10 protein-coding genes are annotated in these 20707 nt (G+C 70.0%); 5 read left to right on the top strand and 5 right to left on the bottom strand.

The features are described 5' to 3' along the window. The 5 genes from IEZ06_RS13705 to IEZ06_RS13725 all read right to left on the bottom strand — a co-directional run. A partial coding sequence (locus IEZ06_RS13705) for a LacI family DNA-binding transcriptional regulator (protein WP_189237074.1) occupies positions 1 to 121 on the bottom strand: 121 nt, incomplete at its 3' end. Continuing rightward, positions 111 to 1733, bottom strand: a complete 1623-nt coding sequence (locus IEZ06_RS13710) for a glycoside hydrolase family 13 protein (RefSeq protein WP_189237075.1) — start codon at positions 1731 to 1733, stop codon at positions 111 to 113. The genes IEZ06_RS13710 and IEZ06_RS13705, both read right to left, overlap by 11 nt. Before the next feature lie 61 nt (positions 1734 to 1794). Then, the gene (locus tag IEZ06_RS13715; protein ID WP_189237076.1) at positions 1795 to 2661 is read right to left on the bottom strand and encodes a sugar ABC transporter permease; all 867 of its coding nucleotides are present in this window, start codon (positions 2659 to 2661) and stop codon (positions 1795 to 1797) included. Continuing rightward, the gene (locus IEZ06_RS13720; protein WP_229798085.1) at positions 2658 to 3653 is read right to left on the bottom strand and encodes a carbohydrate ABC transporter permease; all 996 of its coding nucleotides are present in this window, start codon (positions 3651 to 3653) and stop codon (positions 2658 to 2660) included. Before IEZ06_RS13720 ends, IEZ06_RS13715 begins: the two co-directional genes overlap by 4 nt. Before the next feature lie 24 nt (positions 3654 to 3677). Continuing rightward, positions 3678 to 4973, bottom strand: a complete 1296-nt coding sequence (locus IEZ06_RS13725; RefSeq protein ID WP_189237078.1) for an extracellular solute-binding protein — start codon at positions 4971 to 4973, stop codon at positions 3678 to 3680. A 363-nt stretch (positions 4974 to 5336) separates the two neighbouring features. On the opposite strand from IEZ06_RS13725, the gene pulA reads away from it, so the two are divergent. The 5 genes from pulA (at position 5337) to IEZ06_RS13750 (ending at position 20631) form a co-directional block, all read left to right on the top strand. Further along, positions 5337 to 11219: a pullulanase-type alpha-1,6-glucosidase gene (pulA, locus tag IEZ06_RS13730; protein ID WP_189237079.1), complete on the top strand. Its 5883-nt coding sequence runs from the start codon at positions 5337 to 5339 to the stop codon at positions 11217 to 11219. Between the two features lie 101 nt (positions 11220 to 11320). Continuing rightward, a complete protein-coding gene (locus IEZ06_RS13735; RefSeq protein WP_189237080.1) occupies positions 11321 to 13090 on the top strand; it encodes a carbohydrate-binding module family 20 domain-containing protein in 1770 nt (589 codons plus the stop codon). Between the two features lie 418 nt (positions 13091 to 13508). Beyond that, on the top strand, positions 13509 to 14123 hold the full coding sequence (locus IEZ06_RS13740) for a hypothetical protein (RefSeq protein ID WP_189237081.1): 615 nt from the start codon (positions 13509 to 13511) through the stop codon (positions 14121 to 14123). Next, positions 14099 to 20107, top strand: coding sequence for an RHS repeat-associated core domain-containing protein (locus IEZ06_RS13745; RefSeq protein ID WP_189237082.1), 6009 nt, complete (start codon positions 14099 to 14101; stop codon positions 20105 to 20107). Before IEZ06_RS13740 ends, IEZ06_RS13745 begins: the two co-directional genes overlap by 25 nt. Then, positions 20104 to 20631, top strand: coding sequence for a hypothetical protein (locus IEZ06_RS13750; RefSeq protein ID WP_189237083.1), 528 nt, complete (start codon positions 20104 to 20106; stop codon positions 20629 to 20631). Before IEZ06_RS13745 ends, IEZ06_RS13750 begins: the two co-directional genes overlap by 4 nt. Positions 20632 to 20707 lie beyond the last annotated feature (76 nt).

Consider the following 20707-nt stretch of genomic DNA (forward strand, 5'->3'; position numbering starts at 1 on the left):
CCGAGACCCCCGGCTTGCCGTTGAGCACCCGGCTGACCGTCGCCTCGCTCACCCCCGCCTGGGCGGCGATGTCGGTCAGCCGGGCCGTACCGGTGCCGAAGGAGGCACCGTTATGCGTCATCGCGTCCCCACCAGACGGCTGAGTCCGGCGCCAGCCGCACGGTGCCGCCGGTGATCTCCACCTCGGCACTGGCCAGCAGCACCCGGCCGGGCGCGGGCAGCTCGACCGGCTCGCCGGTCAGGTTGACCGTGACGGTGAAGCCGTCGCCCCGGGTGAAGGCGAGGGTGCCCGCCGGGGAGTCGAGCCAGGTCAGCGACTCGTCCCCGAAGGAGGTCAGGTCCCGTCGGATCCGCAGCGCCTCGCGGTAGAGGCGCAGCGTGGAGGCGGGGTCGCGCAGCTGGGACTCGACGCTGAGCGGCCCCCAGGAGGCGGGCATGGGCAGCCACGTCTCCTCGATGCCGGGCATGCTGAAGCCGAAGTGGGGCTCCACGTCGGCCCACGGGATCGGCACCCGGCAGCCGTCGCGCCCGTCCTCGGGGTTGCGCAGCCGCTGCGGGTCGGTCAGATACTCCTCCGGCAGGTCGAGCACCTCCGGCAGGCCGAGCTCCTCGCCCTGGTAGACGTAGGCCGAGCCGGGCAGGGCCAGCGTCAGCAGGGCCGCCGCGCGGGCCCGGCGCAGGCCGAGCTCACCGTGGCCGTAGCGGGTGACGTGCCGCTTGACGTCGTGGTTGGACAGCACCCAGGTCGCGGGCGCGCCGACCGCGCCGGAGGACGCCAGCGACTCGTCGATCACCGTGCGGAACCGGGCGGCGTCCCACGGGGTGGTCAGGAAGTGGAAGTTGAACGCCTGGTGCATCTCGTCCGGGCGGACGTAGTTGGCCAGCCGGTCCAGGGACGGCACCCACGCCTCGGCGACGCCGATGCGCATGCCGGGGTAGGAGTCGAGCAGCCGGCGCCAGGCGCGGTGGATCTCGTGCACGCCGTCCTGGTCGAAGAACGGCACCACCTCGGTGCCGATCATCTTGACCTGGTCGGCGTGACCGACGTCCGGCAGCCCCTCGGCCTTGACCATGCCGTGCGAGACGTCGATGCGGAAGCCGTCCACGCCCAGGTCCAGCCAGAACCGCAGGATCGACTCGAACTCGGCGTGGACCTCGAGGTTCTCCCAGTTGAGGTCCGGCTGCTCAGAGGCGAACAGGTGCAGGTACCACTGCCCGTCGGGCAGCCGGGTCCACGCCGGCCCGCCGAAGACCGACTCCCAGTCGTTCGGCGGGAGCTCCCCGTCCGCGCCCTTGCCCTCGCGGAAGATGTAGCGCTCCCGCGCGGCGCCGCCCGGTCCGGCGGCCAGCGCCTCGGCGAACCAGGCGTGCTGGTCGGAGGTGTGGTTGGGCACCACGTCGACGATCACCCGCAGGCCGTGCCGGTGCGCGTCGTCGATCAGGGCCTTGGCGTCGGCCAGCGAGCCGAAGATCGGGTCCACGTCCCGGTAGTCCGCCACGTCGTAGCCGAAGTCGGCCATCGGCGAGGTGTAGAACGGGTTCAGCCAGATCGCGTCGACCCCCAGGTCGGCGAGGTAGCGCAGCCGGCTCCGCACGCCCAGCAGGTCGCCGATGCCGTCGCCGTTGCCGTCGGCGAAGCTGCGCACGTAGACCTGGTAGATCACCGCGTCCCGCCACCAGCGGCCCGTGGCCTCGGTCTCGGTGGCACGGTCCGCGTGGACGAGCTCGGTCATATTTGTCCCCCGATCAAATGACATGTCAGGACGTGATCACAGTTGTTGTACAGCAGTGGTGTCACAGCTTCGTGGCGCCGGCGGTGAGGCCGGCCACGAGGTTGCGCTGGACCAGCAGGAAGACGACCGCCGCGGGCACCGCGATGAGCACGGCCGCGGCCGTCAGCAGGCCCCAGTCGGCCCAGTACTGGCCGACGAACTGCTGCAGGCCCGCGGCCAGCGTCCGCGTGTCGTCCCCTGTCATGAAGACCGTGGCGTAGGCGACCTCGCCCCAGGCGGTCATGAAGGAGTAGAACGCGGTGACCGCGAGGCTCGGCCGGGCCAGCGGCAGGATGACCCGCCAGAAGGTGCCGAACGGCGAGAGCCCGTCGATCATGCCGGCCTGGTCGATCTCGCGCGGGATGGAGTCGAAGTAGCCCTTCATCATCCACGCGCAGAACGGCACCGCCACGGTCATGTAGGCGATGACCAGGCCCGGGATCTGGTTGAGCAGCCCCAGGCCCGCCATCAGGTTGTACAGCGGCACGATCAGGATCGCCACCGGGAACATCTGAGTGACCAGCAGCATCCACATGATCCCGCGGTAGCCCGGGAACCGGAAGCGGCTGATCGCGTACCCGGTCGTCGAGGCCAGGAAGACGCCGATGACCGTGGTCAGCCCCGCGATGATCACGGAGTTGAGCAGCCAGCTCGGGAACTGGGTCTCGGTCAGCACCCGGGTGTAGTTGTCCAGCGACGCGCCGTCGAAGAACTTCAGCTCGGTGGAGAGCCAGCCGTCGCGCGGCTTGAGCGAGGTCAGGACGAGCCAGACGATGGGGAACAGCGAGATGAGGGACGCGACGATCAGCGTCCCGTGCAGCAGGACCGAGCCGGCGAGACTGCGCTCGTCGCGGCCGCGGACCCTCCTGCGGGTGGTGACGGCGCTCACCAGACCTCCCCTTGCTTGCGCAGCGCGCGGCGGTAGACGACGGCCATCACGACGAGGAGCAGCAGGATGAGCACGCCCCAGGCCGCCGAGCCCGAGTAGTTGCGGATTCCGGTGAAGGCCTCGCGGTAGGCGTAGGTCACCAGGATCTCGGTGGAGCTGCCCGGGCCTCCCCCGGTGATCAGGAAGATCAGCGGGAACATGTTGAACGTCCAGATCGTGCCCAGCAGCAGGACGGTGCTGGAGACGGTCCGCAGGCCCGGGACGGTGACGAAGCGGAAGCGCTGCCACGGCGACGCGCCGTCCACCTCGGCCGCCTCGTAGAGCTCCCTGGGGATCGACTGCAGGCCGCCCAGCATGGCCAGCATCATGAAGGGGACGCCGATCCAGACGTTGACCGCGATGACGGCGATCTTCGCCGTGGTCGGGTCGTCGAGCCAGCCCACCGTGCCCAGGCCGGCGGAGCGCAGCATCGCGTTGATCACGCCGAAGTCGCTGTTGTAGAGGTAGCGCCAGATGAACGCGGCGACGAACGGCGGGATCGCCCAGGGCAGGACCAGCATCAGCCGGTAGGCCGAGCGGAAGCGCAGCCTGCGGTTGAGCATCAGGGCCAGGCCGAGGCCGAGGCCGTAGTGGAGCGCGACGCAGGCGACGGTCCACAGCACCGTCCAGGTCAGCTTCTCCCAGAACAGGCCGCCGGTCAGGATGCCGACGTAGTTGTCCAGCCCGGTGAACTCGTAGGTCGAGGGGATCACGTTGACGCCGATGGTGCGGCCCATCGTGGCCTCGGTGGCGTCGGTCAGGGAGAGGTAGACGCCGCGCACCAGCGGCCAGCCGACCAGCGCGGCGGTGACCACGACGACCGGGGCCACCATGGCCCAGGCGTACCAGTACTGCGAGACCGCCCGCCGGACGGGGCCGGGCTGCTCGGGGCGGCCCCGGCCGCGGGCGCCGTCAGCGGCGCCCGCAGCCCGGTCCCTGGTCGTGCCGGTCACACGTCCAGTGGAGGTCGCCACGGATCAGCTCCAGTCCTTGAAGATGCCGCGGTACTTCTGGTCCACCGTCTTGAGCATGTCCTCGGGCGAGGTCTTGCCGCCGACCAGGGACTGGTAGCCCTCCAGGAGCGGCTGGAAGAGCTGGCCGCCCTCCGGGATCCACGGACGCGGGGTGGCGGTGTCCATGATCGGCTTGAAGACGGCGACGTCGGGGTTGCCCTGGACGTCGGCGTTCTCGTAGGCGGAGGCGCGGGTCGGCAGGAGGCTGATCTCCTTGGCGACCTTGGCCTGGGCCTCGGGGGTGCTCATGAAGCGGATGAACTCGTAGGAGGCGTCGATGTTCTTGGAACCGGCGTAGATGGCGTAGTTCCACCCGCCGGTCGGGGCGCCGGCCTTGACCGAGCCCGCCGGGACCGGGGCGATGCCCAGGTTCTCCTTGTCCTTGAACTCCTTGCCCTGGTAGAGCTCGGCCAGCGCCCACGGGCCGTTGTAGATCATCGCGGCCTTGCCGTCCTTGAGGACGGTCATCGCGTTGGCGTAGCTGTCCTGGATGGCGGGCTTGGACGCGGCGCCCGAGGTGATCAGGTCGGAGACGACGCCCATGGCCTTGACGTTGGCCGGGGAGTTGACGGTGATCTTCTTGTTCTGCACGTCGAGCATGTCACCGCCCTCGCCGTACATGAAGGGCAGCAGGAAGTAGGCGTCGACGTTGAGCGCGAGGCCGGCCGCGCCGGTCTTCTCCTTGACGTCGAGCGCGGCCTGCTTGAGCTCCTCCACCGTGGTGGGAGCCTTCTCCCAGCCGGCCTCCTTGAGCAGCCTCTTGTTGTAGATCAGCGCCAGGGTGTCGGTGACCTGCGGCACGGCGTAGGTCTTGCCGTTGTACTTGGTGCTGCTCAGCGGCCCGGGCAGGAAGTCGGACTCGTTCTCGACGGCGCGGGTGCCGTCCAGCGGCTGCAGGTAGCCGAGCGAGGCGAACTGGGAGGTCCAGGCGACCTCGGAGCGGATCACGTCGGGCGCGCCGCTGCCGGCCTGCGCCGCGGTCTGGAACTTGTTCTGCGCCTGGTCCGAGGGGACGTTGACGTAGTTGACCTTGATGTTCGGGTACTTCGCCTGGAAGTCCTTGATCAGGGCCTGGAACGTCGGGCCCTCGCTGTCCGGGCGGACCGTGTCCCACCAGGTGATCTCGCCGCTGATCTTCGACGGGTCGGCGGGCGCGGACTGGGCGGGGGCCGCCGTCGAACCGCTGTCGCCGCCGCCACAGGCGGAAACCGCCAGGGCGAGGGCCGCGACGATAGTCGCGGCCGAGAAGGCTCGCCGCATGATTTCTCCTCATAGCTCAGGGGGCCGGTCCGGGCCCGTGGGCCGCCGACCGGTGTGGAGTACGCCGGACGTTACGCCGACGTGAAGCCCAGTGGAAGAACTTGCTGCAAGAGTCTGCAAACTTGTTACATCCGCAGCCAACCTCGCGAACCCTGACAACCCGTCCACCGCATGCGAAACGAAGGATATCCGCAGTTCATGAGGGTTTCGCAGCACCGAGACCCTCATCATCGAGGTCGCGCGGCCCACGCGGGAGCCGCCTCGGTCATCACGATTCAGAAAGTTGCGGCAAGGGATTGCACAGATCATGTCCAGTGAGTAACTTCCGGGCAACACCCCCGAAACAACTCCGTGGAGGCCCCGGTGGTCTGGCCCCTCCCCCCACGGCGTGCGAGATCGGCTCCCCTGACAGGCGCCGCCCTCGCGGCCGTCCTGGTCGCCGCCCCCCTCGCCGTCGTCGCCCCGCCCGCCGCCGCGTCGGCGGGACCCGCCCCCCGCGCCGCGGCCCGTACGGCCCCGCTCACGATCTCCCCGGCCCCGGCCCCGGCACCGGCCGCGACCGGTACGACCGGTACGACCGCGGCCGGGCCGGTCGTCTCGGCGCTGAGCCGTACGGCCGGGCCCGCCGACCGGGAACTCGCCCGCGACGCGCTGCGCACCGACCTGAGCCGTGAGCGCTTCTACTTCGCGATGACCGACCGGTTCGCCAACGGCGACCCCGGCAACGACACCGGCGGCCTGTCCGGCGACCGGCTCGCCACCGGCTTCGACCCCGCTCACAAGGGCTTCTACCAGGGCGGGGACCTCAAGGGCCTGATCGGCAGGCTCGACTACGTCAAGAACCTCGGCAGCACCGCGATCTGGATCACCCCGGCGTTCGCCAACCGCCCGGTGCAGGGCACCGGCGAGAACGTCTCGGCCGGCTACCACGGCTACTGGATCACCGACTTCACCCGGATCGACCCGCACCTGGGCACGAACGCCGACATGAAGAAGCTGGTCCGCGAGGCCCACCGGCGCGGGATGAAGGTCTTCTTCGACATCATCACCAACCACACGGCCGACGTGATCGACTACGCGGAGAAGACCTACGCCTACCGGTCCAAGGGCGCCCACCCCTACGTCGACGCCTCGGGCGCCCCGTTCGACGACCGCGAGTACGCCGCCGGGAAGTCCTTCCCCAAGGTCACGGCCGACTCCTTCCCCTACACGCCGGTCGCGCCGAAGAAGGCCAAGACGCCGTCCTGGCTGAACGACCCGACGATGTACCACAACCGGGGCGACTCCACCTTCAGCGGCGAGAACTCCGAGTACGGCGACTTCTTCGGCCTGGACGACCTGTGGACCGAGCGTCCCGAGGTCGTCGAGGGCATGACCGACATCTACCGGACGTGGGTGCGCGAGACCGGCATCGACGGTTTCCGCATCGACACCGCCAAGCACGTCAACATGGAGTTCTGGGAGAGGTTCTCCCCGGCCCTGCGCGGCTACGCCGCCAAGCTGGGCAACGAGCGCTTCTTCATGTTCGGCGAGGTCTACTCCAGCGAACCGTCCTTCACCAGCCGCTACTCCACCCGCGGCGGGATGAACGCCACCCTGGACTTCCCGTTCCAGGAGGCGGCCCGCTCCTTCAGCGGCGGCACGGCCGGCGCGGCGCGCCTGGCCGCGCTGTACGCCGGCGACGACCACCACACCGACGCCGACTCCAACGCCTCCTCGCTGCCGACCTTCCTCGGCAACCACGACATGGGCCGCATCGGCAGGTTCCTCGCCCAGGACAACCCCGGGGCGCCCGACGCCGAACTGCTCAGGCGCGACCTGCTCGCCCACGAGCTGATGTACCTCACCCGCGGCCAGCCGGTCGTCTACTACGGCGACGAGCAGGGATTCCAAGGAAAGGGCGGCGATCAGGACGCCCGCCAGCCCATGTTCGCCTCCACGACCGCGAGCTACCTTTCGGACGATCTCATCGGCACCGACGCCACCCACGCGCAGCACAACTTCACCCCCACGCACCCCCTCTACCGGGGCATCTCCGTGCTGGCGAAGCTGCGCGACGCCCACCCCGCGCTGGCCGACGGCGCCCAGATCGAGCGGCTGGCCGCGGGCGGCGTCTACGCCTTCTCCCGGATCGACGCGCGCGCCCAGGTCGAGTACGTCGTGGCGGTCAACAACGCCGAGCAGGCGGCGACCGTGCAGGTGCCGACCTTCTCACCGGGCATGGCCTTCACCCGGGTGTACGGCTCGGCGCCCGACGCCGCGGCCTCGGACGCGGACACGAGGCTCGCGGTGACCGTCCCGGCGCTGTCGGCGGTGGTCTACCGGGCCTCGGCGAGGCTCGCCGCCCCGGCGGCGGCCCCGGCCGTCTCGATCGCGCTGCCCGGGACCGAGATCCGGGGCACCGCCGAGGACGGCCGGATCCCGGTCACCGCGACCGTGCCCGGCACCGGCTTCGACCAGGTCACCTTCGCCGCCAGGATCGGCGGAGGCAAGTGGCGGGTGATCGGCACCGACGACGCGCCCAACACCTCCGGCGGGAGCCGCGTGTTCCGGGTCTTCCACGACCTGAAGGACGTCCCGGCGGGCACGAAGGTCGCCTACAAGGCCGTGGTGAAGGACTCCGCGGGCCGCTTCGCCTCGGCGGCGGCCGAGGCGGTCGCCGGCGCCGAGCCCGAGCCCGCCGAGCCCGGCGCGGTCAGGCGCGACTGGCTCGTCGTGCACTACCAGCGCGCCGACTACGACGGCTGGGGCCTGCACGTCTGGGGCGACGTCGAGCACCCGACCGACTGGGCGCAGCCGCTCCCGCTGACCGGCCAGGACGCCTACGGCCGGTTCGCCTGGATCAAGCTGAAGCCCGGCGCCCGCGAGGTCGGGATCATCGCCCACAGGGGCGACGAGAAGGACGGCGGCGACCGGACCGTGGACCCGGCCAGGACCGGCGAGGTGTGGCTGGCCGAGGGCAGCCCGGTGACGCACGCCTCCCGCGCCGCCGCCCAGGGCTACGCGACCGTGCACTACAACCGGCCCGACGGGAACTACGACGGCTGGGGCCTGCACCTGTGGGGCGACGGGCTGGCCGACGGCGCGGCCACCGAGTGGGCCGCGCCGCGCCCGCCGGACGGCACCGACTCCTCCGGCGTGTTCTGGAAGGTCCCGCTGAAGAACGCCTCCGTCCCGGTCAACCTCATCGTGCACAAGGGCGACACCAAGGACCCCGGACCCGACCAGTCCTTCACCCCGGCCGCCCGGCCGGAGGCCCACATCGCCTCGGGCGTGGCCGAAGTGCACGCCACCCGCGCCGAGGCGGAGAACGTCGCGATCCTGCATTACCACCGGCCCGACGGGAACTACGACGGCTGGGGCCTGCACCTGTGGGGGGACGTGGCGGCCCCCACCGAGTGGGCCGCGCCGCTGACGCCCGCCGGGAAGGACGGCTTCGGCGTCTTCTTCCGCGTCCCCCTCGCCGAGGGGGCGAAGAACGTGAGCTACATCATCCACAAGGGCGACGAGAAGGACCTCCCCTCCGACCAGGCGCTCGACCTGACCGCCTCCGGCCACGAGGTGTGGCGGGTCGCGGCGGCCGAGGGCCACCTCCTCCCGCAGTCCGCGGCGCGCGGGGCCGACGCCGACCTGTCCAAGGCCGCCGCGCACTGGATCGACCGGTCCACCGTCGCCTGGAAGGTCCAGCCGTCGGCCTCGCTCCGCCACTCGCTGGCCTTCTCCGCCACCGGGGACATCGCCGTCGCCAAGGGCGAGCTGACCGGTTCCCACCGGGTCGTCCGGCTGAACCCCGGCACGCTCACCGACGCGCAGCAGGCGAAGTGGCCGCACCTGGCCGGGCACGCCGCGTTCACGGTGGACCCGCGCGACGCCGACCTGGTCACCGAGGCGCTGCGCGGCCAGGTCGTCGCCGTCGAACGGGACGCCTCCGGCGCGCTGCTCGCCGCGACCGGCGTGCAGCTCCCCGGCGTCCTCGACGACGTCTACGCGAAGGCGGCCGCTGCCGAGCTCGGCCCGGACGCCTCCGGCGCGCTGCCCCGGCTGTCGGTGTGGGCGCCGACCGCGCGGAAGGTGGAGCTGGCGCTCTACCGCGACTCCGCCGGGAAGAGCCGGACCGTGCACGCGATGCGGCGCGACGACGACACAGGCGTCTGGTCGGTGCGGGGGCTGCCGTCCTGGAAGGGCCGCTACTACACCTTCCTGGTCACGGTCTTCTCCCCCGCAGCGGGGAAGGTCGTCACCAACGAGGTGACCGACCCCTACAGCGTCTCGCTGGCCGCCGACTCGGTCCGCAGCCAGCTCGTCGACCTGTCCGACCGCTCGCTGCGGCCCGACGGGTGGACCTCGCCGGCCAAGCCGCCCGCCGTACCGCAGGAGAAGGCGTCGGTCTACGAGCTGCACGTGCGCGACTTCTCCGCCTCGGACGCGACCGTCCCGGCCGGGCGGCGCGGCACCTACGCGGCGTTCGGCGGCGACTCGGCCGGGATGAGGGAGCTGCGCTCGCTGGCCGCCGACGGCCTGACCCACGTGCACCTGCTCCCGGTCTTCGACATCGCGACCGTCCCGGAGCGGAAGTCCGACCGGATCGAACCTGACTGCGACCTGGCCGCGCTGCCCGCCGACTCCGAGCGGCAGCAGGAGTGCGTGGCGAAGACCGCGGCGAAGGACGGCTTCAACTGGGGCTACGACCCGCGGCACTACACCGTGCCGGAGGGCTCCTACGCCTCCGAACCGGACGGCTCCGCGCGGATCAGGGAGTTCCGCGGCATGGTCGCCGGCCTGAACGGCGCGGGCCTGCGGGTGGTCATGGACGTGGTCTACAACCACACCCACGCCGCCGGGCAGGACCCGACCTCGGTGCTCGACCGGATCGTGCCCGGCTACTACCACCGGCTGCTCGACGACGGCGCGGTGGCCACCTCCACCTGCTGCGCGAACACCGCGCCCGAGCACACGATGATGGGCAGACTGGTCGTCGACTCCATCGTCACCTGGGCGAAGCAGTACAAGGTGGACGGCTTCCGGTTCGACCTGATGGGCCACCACCCGAAGGCGAACATCCTCGCCGTCCGCGCGGCCCTCGACGCGCTGACCGTGGAGAAGGACGGCGTGGACGGCAAGTCGGTCATCCTGTACGGCGAGGGCTGGAACTTCGGCGAGGTCGCCGACGGCGCCCGCTTCGAGCAGGCCACCCAGGCGAACATGGCCGGGACCGGGATCGGCACGTTCAGCGACCGGCTCCGCGACGCGGTGCGCGGCGGCGGCCCGTTCGACGCCGACCCCCGGGTCCAGGGCTTCGGCTCGGGCCTGGCCGGCGCCCCCAACGGCTCGCCCGCCAACGGGAGCGCCGAGCAGCAGCGGGCGCGCCTGCTGGCCTACCAGGACCTCGTCAAGCTCGGCCTGGCCGGCAACCTGCGCGACTACCGCTTCACGGCCACCTCCGGCAGGGAGGTCAAGGGCTCGGAGGTGGACTACAACGGCTCCCCCGCCGGGTACGCCGCCGCGCCGGGGGAGACCGTGACCTACGTGGACGCGCACGACAACGAGACGCTGTTCGACGCGCTGGCCTACAAGCTGCCGCAGGCCACGACCATGGCCGACCGGGTGCGCATGCAGTCGCTCTCGCTGGCGGCGAGCGTGCTCGCGCAGGGCACCGCGTTCGTCCACGCGGGCAGTGAGCGGCTCCGCTCCAAGTCCCTCGACCGCAATTCCTACGACTCCGGCGACTGGTTCAACCGCCTGCTGTGGGACTGCGCGCAGGGCAACGGCTTCGGCGCGGGACTGCCGCCCAGGGCCGACAACGAGGACAAGTGGCCGTACGCCAGGCCGCTGCTCGCCGACCCGGCGCTCCGGCCCGACTGCGCCGCGATCGGCGCGGCCCGGGCCCGGTACGGCGAGCTGCTGAGGATCCGCTCCTCCTCCCCGGTCTTCGGGCTCGGCTCCCTGGCCGAGGTGCAGAAGCGGCTCTCCTTCCCGACCGGCGGCACCGCGGAGACCCCGGGTGTCGTCACCATGCACCTGGACGCCTCGGGGCTCGACCCGAAGTGGAAGTCGATCACCGTCGTCCTCAACGCGACCCCGCAGGAGCAGCCGCAGACCGTGGCCGCGCTCTCCGGCGGCCAGGTCGCCCTCCACCCCGTCCAGTCGAGCGGCGACGACGCCGTCGTCAAGCAGTCCCGCTTCGACGCGGGCACCGGCACGCTGACGGTCCCGGCCCGCACGGTCGCCGTCTTCGTGCAGTCCTGAAAGCCGCCGCCCGGCGGACCTGCGAAGAAGCCGCCGGGCCGGGTGTTGCAGCACCCGGCCCGGCACGGGAACCCGTCCAACTCTCCTGGAGGCCCCCCGCCATGCGATCCTACAAACCCCCCACCCCCCTGACCGCGGCCGCGCTGGGCGTGCTGGCGGGCGCGGCCCTGCTCGCGCCCGTCGCGCTCGGCTCCGCCTCCTCCACCGCCGCCGCGGCCCAGGCCGCTCCCCCGGCCGGCACCGGCCCCATCGCCAAGCTGTGGAGCTGGAACTGGAACTCGGTGGCGCGCGAGTGCACCGACGTGCTCGGCCCCGCCGGGTACGGGACCGTCCCGGTCTCCCCGCCGCACGACTCGATGAGCAAGGGCGGCTCGGTCTGGTGGGACGTCTACCAGCCCGCCCGCTACACGCTCACCAGCAAGTTCGGCGACGAGAACGCGTTCAGGAACATGATCCGGGCCTGCCACGACGCGGGCGTCAAGGTCCACGCCGACGCGGTGATCAACCACATGACCGGCCAGGGCAGCACCAGCTACGGCGGCCACTCCTTCGGCAAGTACAGCTATCCCGGCCTCTACTCCGCCGCCGACTTCCACACCTCCCCCGCCTGCACGATCAACGACTCCGACTACAGGAACGACGGCTGGCGGGTGCAGAACTGCGAGCTGGTCGGCCTGGCCGACCTGGACACCGGCTCCGAGTACGTCCGTGACCGGATCGCCGGCTACCTCAACCGGCTGACCTCCCTCGGCGTGGACGGCTTCCGCGTCGACGCGGCCAAGCACATCCCGCCGGGCGACCTGGCGGCGATCAAGGCGAGGCTGACCGGCTCGCCGTACCTGCACCTGGAGGTCATCCACGGCGACGGCGAGGCGGTCCAGCCGGGCCAGTACACCGGGATCGGCGACGTGCACGAGTTCGTCTTCGGCCGGAAGATGAAGGAGCAGTTCACCGGGCGGATCCACTGGCTGGAGACGTTCGGGCAGAGCTGGGGCCTGTCGGTGCCGGGCGACAGGGCCGTGACGTTCGTCGACAACCACGACACCGAGCGCAACGGCTCCACCCTCAACTACAAGTACGGCGACGCCTACCGGCTGGCCAACGTCTTCATGCTGGCCTGGCCGTACGGCACGCCGCGGGTCTACTCCGGCTTCACCTGGAGCGACAAGGAGGCGGGCCCGCCGTCGGCGAACGGGGGCTTCGTCACCGACACCGACTGCGGCGACGGCCGCTGGACCTGCTTCCACCGGCGGATGACGGGGATGGTCGGCTTCCACAACGCCGTGGCGGGCACCCCGGTGGCCCACTGGTACGACGACGGCGACAACCTGATCGCCTTCAGCCGCGGGAGCAAGGGCTGGGTCGCGATCAACAACGGGACCGGCTCCGTCACCCGCACCTTCACCACCGGCCTGCCCGCCGGCACGTACGCCAACGTCGCCGGGAGCGGCTCGGTGACCGTGGCCGCGGACGGCACCGCCTCGGTGACCGTGCCCGCCAGGGCCGCGGTCGCGATCCGCACCGGGAACGGCCCCACCCCGACCCCGACGCCCAGCCCCTCGCCCACGGCCACCTCGGACAAGGTCGCAGCCTCCTTCAACGCGAACGTGACGACCACCTGGGGGCAGAACGTCTTCGTCGTCGGCGACGCCGCCGAGCTGGGCTCGTGGAACCCGGCGGACGCGGTGGCGCTCTCCTCGGCCGCCTACCCGGTCTGGAAGGCCACGGTGAACCTGCCGGCCGGCCGGACGATCTCCTACAAGTACATCAAGAAGAACCCGGACGGCTCGGTGACCTGGGAGAGCGACCCGAACCGGTCCTTCACCACCCCGGCGGGCGGCACCGCCACCCGGAACGACACCTGGCGCTGACCACCCGGTGCCGCCGGCCCGACCGGGCCGGCGGCACCGGACGGATCCCTCCATTCAGACGGATGAAGGCGGGCATGTTTTTTGCCTTCCCGATCACACCCTTGTTCCCTTACATAAATGATAGAAGAATCGTTCCAAACGATATGTGATGCACATCACATAGAGAAATTCAGGGTAAACGTAGCGTTCACAGCAAGGCGCGGCCGCATATCCGGCCTTGGAGTTCACGATCTCAGCCCGCCCCCGAGGAGCACAGAGCATCCGACAAGTGATGTTCCGCTGGGTTGACCCGTTTTGTCATCTCGATCAGCATCCCGGGTGATCGTTATTTGTCTCTGCTCTCTGACGTGTCCTGACCCTGCCGCCGGGGTCTGCGTCAGCGTGCCTCGGAGAAGGGCTCGGGATGCGGATCCGGCGCATGCGTGTGTGGCTGACGGCTGCGGTGATCGCGGTGGTGATGTCATTGCTGGTCTCCGGGGTGGGAGTGCCCGACGGGTTGGTGCGGCGGGCTGCCGCCGCGGCCCCGGACGAGTCGGCCCCCGAGCCGTCGGTCGAGGGCCGCGCCGTCCCGGACGCCGAGGCGGACAAGGGTGCCGAGGAGAAGGACCCGGTGGTCAAGTTAAAACCGCCGGTCTGGCCGAAGGTCGGTAGTGCCGAGGTGCGGGCCGACGCCGGTCTGGAGCGGGCCGCGGACCTGCCGGTCCGGATCGCCGCCGCGGACAAGGCCGCGGCCGTCGGCACAGTGAAGGTGGAGACACTGGCCCCGGAGGCGGTCCGCAAACTGGGCGGCGTCGGGGTGGCGGCCCGCATCGAGCGGGCCGACGGCTCGGCCGCGCCGGGCAGGGTGCGGGCGGAGTTCTCCTACGCGGGCTTCCGGGACGCCTTCGGCGGCAACTTCGCCTCCCGGCTGCGCCTGCTTCGGCTGCCCGTCTGCGCGCTGACGACGCCAAGGCCGCCGCCCGCGCCGAGGCGCAGCAGGCCGCGGCCGAGCAGCTGGCGGCCGGGTCGGTGTTCGTACTGGCCGGCGGGATGACCGGCCCGGACGGCAACTTCGGCGCCACCGACCTCAAGCCGTCCGGCACCTGGCAGGCCGGCACCTCCGGCGGATCGTTCAGCTACAGCTACCCGCTGCCGGAGCCGCCCTCGCCGGTCGGCAACGGGCCGGATCTGTCGCTCACCTACGACGCCTCCTCGGTCGACGGCCAGGGCGACTGGACCAACAACCAGTCCGGCGCGGTCGGCGTCGGCTGGGAGCTGAACACCGGATTCATCGAGCGCAAATACCGGCGCTGCACGGTCGACAACTACTACGACTGGGAGACCGCCGAGCTGACCTGGTACGCCGAGGAGCTCGGGACGGCCGGGCGGGCGGTGTGCTGGGAGTCGCCGGACGAGAACGACGGTGACGCGGCGACCAACGACTACACCCAGTCTGATCTGGTGCTCAACGTCGGTGGCCGGTCCGCTTCGATCGTCAAGGACCGCACCTCGGGTGCGTGGAAGACGGTGCCGGACTTCGGCTGGAAGATCGAGCAGGTCTCCGGTGGCGCGGACGGCCAGCCGTACTGGAAGGTGACCTCGTCGGAGGGGCAGGTGTACCGGTTCGGCTACACCAAGGACGCCCAGTGGCAGCTGCCCTACATCGCCAACCAGCGGGGCGAGCCGTGCTGGGAGCGCTACTTCACCGACGCCGACCCGCCGACCTGCACCGGCGTGTGGCGCTGGAACCTCGACCAGGAACTCGACCGCAACGAGAACGTCGTCGACTACACCTACGAGCGGGAGACCAACTACTTCTGCCTGCCCTCCTGCCACCACGAGACGTACCGGGTGATGCCGTACGACCGGGGCGGGGTCCTCAAGAGCGTGCAGTGGGGCCACAACACCCAGGTGGCCGGGAGCACGCCGACCGCGCGGACGGTCTTCACCACCGCCGACCGCGGCGGCGTGGACGTGCCGGGCGACCTGCTGTGCACGACCGCGCAGGGCTGCGCCAACGACGCGCTGGCGTTCTACTCCACCCGCAAGCTCACCTCGGTGCTGACCGAGACGCTCGACACCGCCTCGGCGGCGTGGGAGCCGGTCACCCGGCTGGACCTGCGCCACGAGTGGGTGTACACGCGCACCGATTTCGGCGCGCCGTACGACCCTGTGCTGTGGCTGGACACCGTCCAGCAGACGGGCCTGGCCGGAACGCCGGCCAAGCTGCCGCCGACCGACTTCGACGCGGCGATGGTGGCCGGGAAGATGGTCTACGACGACATGTCCGACTGGACGGACTTCCTGTCGTGGCGGATGGTGCCGCGCATCGCCGGGATCGGCAACGGGCTGGGCGGCCGCATCGAGGTCGCCTACGGCCAGGCGGACCCGTGCTCGGGCGGCAAGGGCCGCGACGGCACCGACTACTTCGCCGACCAGAGCGGCGACTGCTACCGGGTCGACATGTACGACGGCGGCAACGAGGCCTGGACCCGCTACTTCAAGCAGCTCGCCACGAAGGTCACCGAACGCGACCTGGTGGGCGGCTCCCCGGACGTAGTGCACAGCTATGAGTACACCGACGGGCCCCGCTGGACGAACCCGGTCGAGTACGCCGAGCCGCAGTGGAAGCCGCCGGCCTCCGACTGGCGCGGCTACGGCACCGTGCGCACCACGCGCGGCTCCGGCTCCGACCCGAACGGCTACACGGTGACGTCGCAGACGTTCTTCCGCGGCACCGGCGCGCCCGTCACCGACTTCGAAGGCAACACCGTCACCGACACCCTCGCACTGCAGGGACAGGTGCTGCAGGAACAGGCGTGGAAGCTCACCTCCCTGAGCCCGCGCACCCACGCCGAGATGGAGTCCACACGGTACGAGTACGCGGTCGTGTCCACCGGCACCGGGCCCGGCGTGCAGGACCCGGCGTTCGTCCACCGCACGAAGGAGCGCACCCGTGAGCAGGTGTCCGGGGGCGGCTGGCGTTGGAGCGAGCAGCGCACCGCCTACAACGCCGACGGCCTGCCGGTCCGGCTCAACGACTACGGCGACACCTCCACGGCCACCGACAACACCTGCACCACCACGACCTACGCCCGCAACACCGCCTCCGGGCAGTGGCTCACCGGCCTGCCCTCGGTCGTCGAACGGCGCGCCGGCGACGACTGCGCGGCCGGACAGGTGCTCGGGCGGACCGTCGCCCTGTACGACGGCGGCACCGATCCTGCCGTCAACGCCCCCAGCGACGGCAACGTCACCGAGACCCGCACCTACGCCGACGCGTCCACGGCCTCGGTCACCAAGTCGACCTTCGACGATTACGGCCGCCTGCTGACCTCCACCGACCCGCTGGGCAAGACCACCACCACGGCCTACAGCCCGGCCACCGGCTGGCCCCGAACCGGGGTGACGGTCACCAACCCGCTCGGCCACACATCCACCGTCGTCTCCTCGCACCGCACCGGTCTGCCGGTGGTGCTCACCGACGCCAACGGCAAGCGCATCGAGATCGACTACGACGCACTGGGCCGCACCACCGCACTGTGGCGTCCCGGCGAGCCGCGCAGCGGAGGCACGCCGACCGTGACGGTCTCCTACGACATCCCCTTCGACGGGAACCTCGGCCAGCCGACCGGGCCTGCCAGGACCACCATGCGCCGGCTGCTGTCGGGCACCGGAGACGACGCGACGTACACCTCCACGTTCAGCTACGACGACGGTCTGGGCCGTACGCGGGAGAGCCAGACGGCCTCCCCTGCCGGTGGCCGGGTCGTCGCCGTCACCACCTACGACGGTCGCGGCCTGGCTGCGGCCGCCTCGGCGCCGGTGCACAACACCGGTGAACCCGGCAGTGGACTGCTCAATCCGGCCCTGGCCTCGCTGCCGCAGTGGACCAAGACCGTCTACGACGGCCTGGAGCGGCCGACCGCGGTCATCGACCACCACCTGGGCGACGAACTGCGCCGGACCATCACCGCCTACCCCGGCGCCGACCGTATGGAGGTCACCCCGCCGGTCGGCGGCAAGACCGTCACGATCAGCGATGTCGCCGACCGAACGACCAGGGTGGAGGAGTGGAAGGACGCCTCCACCCACCACGACACCGCCTACGGCTACGACCGCCTGGGCAACCTGAAGAAGATCACCGATGCCAACGGCGGTGTGCGCACCTTCACCTACGACTGGCTGGGCCGCCGCACCGCCGGCACCGACCCCGACTCCGGGTCCACCACCGCCGGCTACGACGCCGCAGGCAGGCTGGCCTGGAGCGTCGACGGCAACGGCACCAAGGTGTCCCTCGTCTACGACGCCCTGGGCAGGCCGACCAGCCAGTGGACGGGCGAGGCGAGCACCGGCACCAAGCTGGCCGAATGGACCTACGACACCGTCGCAAAGGGCCAGCTCACTTCGTCGGTCCGCTATGTCGGCGGCCACGCCTACACCGACGCGGTCACCGCCTACGATCACGCCTACCGGCCGACGGGCACCAAACTCACCATTCCGGCGGCCGAGAGCGACCTGGCGGGCGAGTACGTCTTCACCGCCGCCTACGACCGGGCCGGGAACATGACCGGCCAGGGCATGCCCGCCGCCGGCGACCTGGCCGCCGAACAACTCACCTTCTCCTACACCGGCCTCGGCCTGCCTCAGGCGCTGACCTCCGACTTCGGCGGCGGTACCACTTATGTCAAGGAGATGTCCTATTCCAAGACCGCACGTCCGGCCGAACGCTCCTACGGCGCCAGCGGCCAGGTCAAGCGGGCCTTCACCTGGGACGAGGCGACCGGCTGGCTGGAGCGGCTGACCACCACCGCCAAGGCCGACACCTCCAGCCCGGCCGTCGCCCAGGACGACCGGGTCACCTACAACACCGCCGGCCAGATCACCCGCATCCTGGACGCCGCGGCAGCGACCGACGGCTCGCCCGGCCAGTCCGAGTGCTTCGCCTACGACGGCCTGGACCGGCTGACAGCAGCGTTCACCACCACCGGCTCCTCCTGCGAGGCGGGCGCCGACAACCGGGGACCCGATCCCTACGATCAGCGCTTCACCTACGACGCGGTTGGCAACCTCACTTCCCTGACCGACGGCGGCACCACCGCCACCTACACCTACCCCACCGGAACCGCCCGGCCGAACGCGGTCACCTCCATCACCCGTCCCGGCCGCACCGACACCTACGGCTACGACGACGCCGGACGATTGACCAGCCGCACCGTCGACGGCAAGCAGGCCGTCTTCACCTGGAACCCGCTCGGCCAGCTGGACAAAGCCGTCATCGACGGCGCCGAGACCTCCATGGTCTACGACGCCGACGGCGAACGCCTCATCCGCCGCGACCCCGACGGCACCCGCACCCTGTATCTGGGCGGAATGGAGCTGAGGTCCGCCGGCGGGCAGGTGAAGGCCACCCGCTACTACACCGGACCCGACGGTTCCACGGTCGCGATGCGCGACGCCTCAGGGATCAAGTGGCTGGCCTCGGGCCTGCACGGCTCGGCGCAACTGGCCATCGACGACTCCACCGGCCAGGTGTCCCGTGAGCGCTACCTGCCGTACGGCCAGCGGCGAGGCATCGACGACCTGCCCTTCACCGACCACGGCTTCCTCGGCAAGACCGAGGACGCCTCCACCGGCCTGACGTATCTGTCGGCCCGCTACTACGACCCGGCCACCGCCCGCTTCATCTCCCCCGACCCGCTGCTCAGCCTCGACAAGCCCCAGTGGACCAACCCCTACAGCTATGCCGTCGGTGACCCGATCGGCATGTCCGACCCGACCGGTCTGCGCCCGCCACCGAAGGAGCCGAAGAGCGCCTGCGGTCCGGGCAAGGACCACACCGTCGCCTGCAAGGCCGTCAAGAAGAAGCTGGCCGAGACCCTCGCCAAGAACGCCGAGGCCGACGTCAACAGGTACCTGCAGGAACTGATCGCCGTGGGCAAGCAACTCGGCAAGCTCCTCATGGACGCACTCGGCGTCACCAACGCCGTCAACTGCTTCACCACCGGGGACGCGAACGCGTGCACCGACGCCGCGATCGACGCCCTCGCCTCACTGGTCGGCGGAGCGGTGGGCAAGCTCGCGGCCAAGTACGGCGCGCCCTGGAAATGGCACAAGCTCAAGAAACTCGTCGACGACCTGTGGAACCTGGGCGGACGGGCGTTCAAAGCGCTCGACGGCCTGCTGGACGCTCGAAAGGTCTTGGGTAAACGCCGACAGGAACTGACCCAGAGCAAGGCGGATCTGGCGAAATCCTGTGGACTGGCGAAAAAGGCGACGAGTAGTTTCGTCCCAGGAACACCCGTGGTCATGGCCGACGGTTCCCGTAAGCCCATCGAACAGGTAAAGATCGGCGATACGGTTCTGGCTTCCGACCCCAAAAGCGGGAAGGTTGAGGCCAAGTCTGTCATCGCCCTGATCACCAGTAAGGGCGACAAGCACCTAGTACGGCTTACCGTCGACACCGACGGTGTCAAGGGTGAGTCGATCGGTGTGGTAGTCGCGACCGCCAACCACCGGTTCTGGCTACCGGAGCTGCGTGAATGGCGAACCGCCGGAGGACTCCGGCCGGGGAATCGGCTGCGGACCAGTGCCGGTGTCCAAATTCAGGTCATCGCCGTCACCGACCAGGTGACCATCGGCCAGCGTGTCCACAACCTGACGATCGATGATCTTCACACTTACTACATTGCCGTCGGGACACATGACGCCCTCGTGCACAACGAGGATCCATGCGGCGAGGTCCCCTTCGGCCCGAAGCTTAATTATGAAGCCAACCCGAAGCACGCGAACGGCAAGCTCGGATCCAAAGTGGGGCCGGAGCCCACAAACGCCAAGGCCATGCTCGCAAGGTCGCTGAACATCAGCGAGAGGCGGCGAATCGCATATGATGCGGCCACCGGGGAGATAATAGTGTTCGCCCGGACGGAGGGGGCCACATGGCACGGCTATGTGGTTACCTGGAGCCTTCTGGATCAGAAATCGAAGAACGCGTTCATCAGGGCCGGCATCTTCAACAAGCGAGGGAAAGCTCGATGAAAGCCGTATTTTCCGGCAGAGCCCTGATGGATGATATGCATTTCGGTCTCCGTTCACGAGACCCGAGTCGACTCGACAGGCGAAGGAAAATGAACTGGGCTACAGGTGAGGGTCTTATCGGATGCGACGACCCTGAAGAGGTTGACGCCGCATTCGACCGAGGCGAGCCGCATGTCGGTGTCGCCGTGATCGGATTGTCATTGAACTGTCCGGATGCCGAAGTCGTAGCCCTTCGGATAATGCGCCTGATCCACTCGGAGGAAACCGAAAGGCGCGGTCAGGGGGTAACCGCCCTATCGCATATGGTGAGGTTGACGCAGGAAATAAATCAAGCACTGCTAGAACGCCTCCGCGAACTGCTCCGGAATCCCGAGTCGAGAGAGATCGCCGAGGATTGCGCTGCCGATATATGGATATTCGTCCCGCACCATAAATTGCCGATATGGATGCATTTATGGGCATATCGCTATTTGATCAAGCATAAACTGTCCATCTGGTGGTGGAGTGTGACCCACCGGGATTGATCGCAAGCATTCACATCCGGCGCGTTCCGGTATCGCGTGATCGCAGTGTGCGATCGTCTTCGGGTGTGAGTCGCCA

Origin of the sequence: Planomonospora antibiotica, assembly GCF_014647955.1 — a bacterium.
Classification (GTDB): Bacteria; Actinomycetota; Actinomycetes; order Streptosporangiales; family Streptosporangiaceae; genus Planomonospora; species Planomonospora parontospora.